The 2,143-nt window shown below is 39.7% G+C and carries 3 protein-coding genes; 2 read left to right on the top strand and 1 reads right to left on the bottom strand.

Annotated features, from left to right (window positions below; all coding sequences use genetic code 11):
- Positions 1–350, bottom strand: a 350-nt coding sequence (locus tag BTHERMOSOX_RS10605) for an IS110 family transposase (RefSeq protein ID WP_138121110.1), incomplete at its 3' end; no start/stop codon positions are given.
- Positions 351–634: 284 nt separating this feature from the next.
- On the opposite strand from BTHERMOSOX_RS10605, the gene BTHERMOSOX_RS10600 reads away from it, so the two are divergent.
- Together BTHERMOSOX_RS10600 and BTHERMOSOX_RS10595 are read left to right on the top strand one after the other, a co-directional pair.
- Entirely contained in the window at positions 635–1,033 is a 399-nt protein-coding gene (locus BTHERMOSOX_RS10600; protein WP_346654956.1) for a ribonuclease HI, read from the top strand.
- 193 nt (positions 1,034–1,226) lie between these two features.
- A partial coding sequence (locus BTHERMOSOX_RS10595) for a hypothetical protein (RefSeq protein ID WP_138121109.1) occupies positions 1,227–2,143 on the top strand: 917 nt, incomplete at its 3' end.

The following is a 2,143-nucleotide window of genomic DNA, read 5'->3' as shown; positions in this document are numbered from 1 at the left end:
TCGTATATTTCACTTGCGTCCTTGACTCGTTTCGCATTCATTTGATAAATTTCAAATCCACAGGTTCTAAATTGAAACCGTAATGCGTCACCATAAGTGCCCGTTGATTCGATCACTATATCTATCTGACATTCCAGCCCTTTCAATGCGTTCAGTAATTCAACGGTTTGTTCAGGGTGAGTCCACCATATAAGTTCTGAAACCGTGCCGCTAGCATTGCTTAATAAACCATATTGCTTCTCTTTGGCAATATCAATTGCAAAGACAGCTGACTCATTTGCCAATCTCTCCTTAACTTGAGTAAAATTAATTTTATTGACATTTTTTGAACGATAAGTATGCTTCTTCATAGTGGGAACACCTCCAGCTTTAAGGGGAATATTGTTAGAAATAAATCCCTTATTTTGAGGGTTCCCACTTCTTTTGTCTTGGTGTTACTATAGCTGACTGGCAATGAGGGGCTAGGGGAGGTTTTATTAGCAAAACTAGATTTTGGGTTGGTTCCTTAGCGTCGAATATCTACCAGTCAACCGTTAGCTTAAAGTAGAAAATTATTTATTATGGATGAACTCATGTTATTTACAGATGGAAGTGTGAATATCCAGTCAAAAATTGGCTATGAGCTTACCTCGCTGTGTTTGATCAAGAATTATCACTGGAATCATTGAGGAAAAACATAAAAGTGCAGCGGTTTGAGCAAACGTCTTCAACGAAACTGGAATTACAAACTTTATTATGGGCGCTAAGCGATATCCAGGCTTTAGGGTGTAAAGTGGTTGTACATACGGATTCTCAAAATATTATTGGCTTACCGGGTAGACGGGAACGGTTAGAGAAAAATGAATATCGCTCAAAGAACAATAAGCTGCTTAACAATTATGAGTTGTATGAGGAATTTTACAGAATAAGCGATCAAATTGATTTTCAACTGGTAAAAGTACGCGGACATCAAGCGACTAGGCACAAAGATGAAATTGATAGGCTTTTTACACTTGTCGATAGAGCATCAAGGAATGCGCTGAGAAATGAGTAGAGGTAAGCTATTTATTTTCAAAGAGGTTTCGGGCTAAGTCACAGGGACTTAAGGCAGCATCGGTGAGATTGCCCAAATGATTGATATTAAGATAAAATGACAAAATATTTCAGATCCGTATGAGTATGCACTGCAATAGCAGGTAATTCACTTCTATAACGGTTTTTTACATTGAATAAGACAGAAATCACTAATGAGTAATGAAGTAATAAACCAGGCACCTTCCGTAGAACGAGCTAAAGAATTAGAACAACAAGCAAAAGAGGGTCTTAAGCAATTAAAGGCAGGGCAGGAAAGGGCAATTACTGCTTGCCATAAAATGCGCGATACCAAGGCATACAGCGCCTTGGGTTTTGATTCCTATTATGCCTGGGGAGAAAGCACTCTCAATTTGAAAAAATCCAGACTTAATGAGTTAGCCCTAGCTGGTGAAGTTCAACAGGAATTATTAACTGGAGTCGCTGGAAATATACAAATCCCTGATACACCGGACACTTTTGAACCCCCCAATGTACCAGAAAATAATATACCTGCTGCTGATTTTTCAGAGCCTGAACCAGAAGATGAAGCCAATAAAGAACAAGCGTCTGGTAGTTTAAGTGATCAACTAATTAAACCTATCTTTAGCTCTTCTGAGTTATCCGATATAAGCACCCCTCAATTAGTTGCTTTAGCAAAAGCCCCGAAAGGAGAGCGATTAGCCGTACTAGATAAGGCAGCAGATGAGGCTAAAGCTGAAGATAAACCTATTACGACTAGTATAATTAAAGATGCTGTAAAAGCTTCGGTTAAACCAGTTGAGCCATCAGCCGACGAGAAAGCCGCAGCCATTAAAAAGCACCATAGATCAGCAATGGGCAAGGTTAGTAAGTTAGGTGAGACATTAAGAGGGCTCGATACTACTCATGTCAGTAGCGAGGACGTAGCCAGCTGGAAGACCTACCTGGATGACGTTAAAGAATCAATCCTGGTACTTGAAAAGGCACGGCGAAACCGTTCTAAACCTCTTGACTTCGGTATTAATGTATGGGTTTTCTGGAGTTGGCTGTCATTCTCAGGTAATCAAATACTCGTCGCACATTGCGAGCTAGCTTTTTGGTTATTGAAGAA

The organism is Bathymodiolus heckerae thiotrophic gill symbiont, assembly GCF_900128515.1.
GTDB lineage: Bacteria > Pseudomonadota > Gammaproteobacteria > PS1 > Pseudothioglobaceae > Thioglobus_A.
Note: the sequence above shows the minus strand (reverse complement) of the source record. Positions and strands in the feature narration are given on the sequence as shown.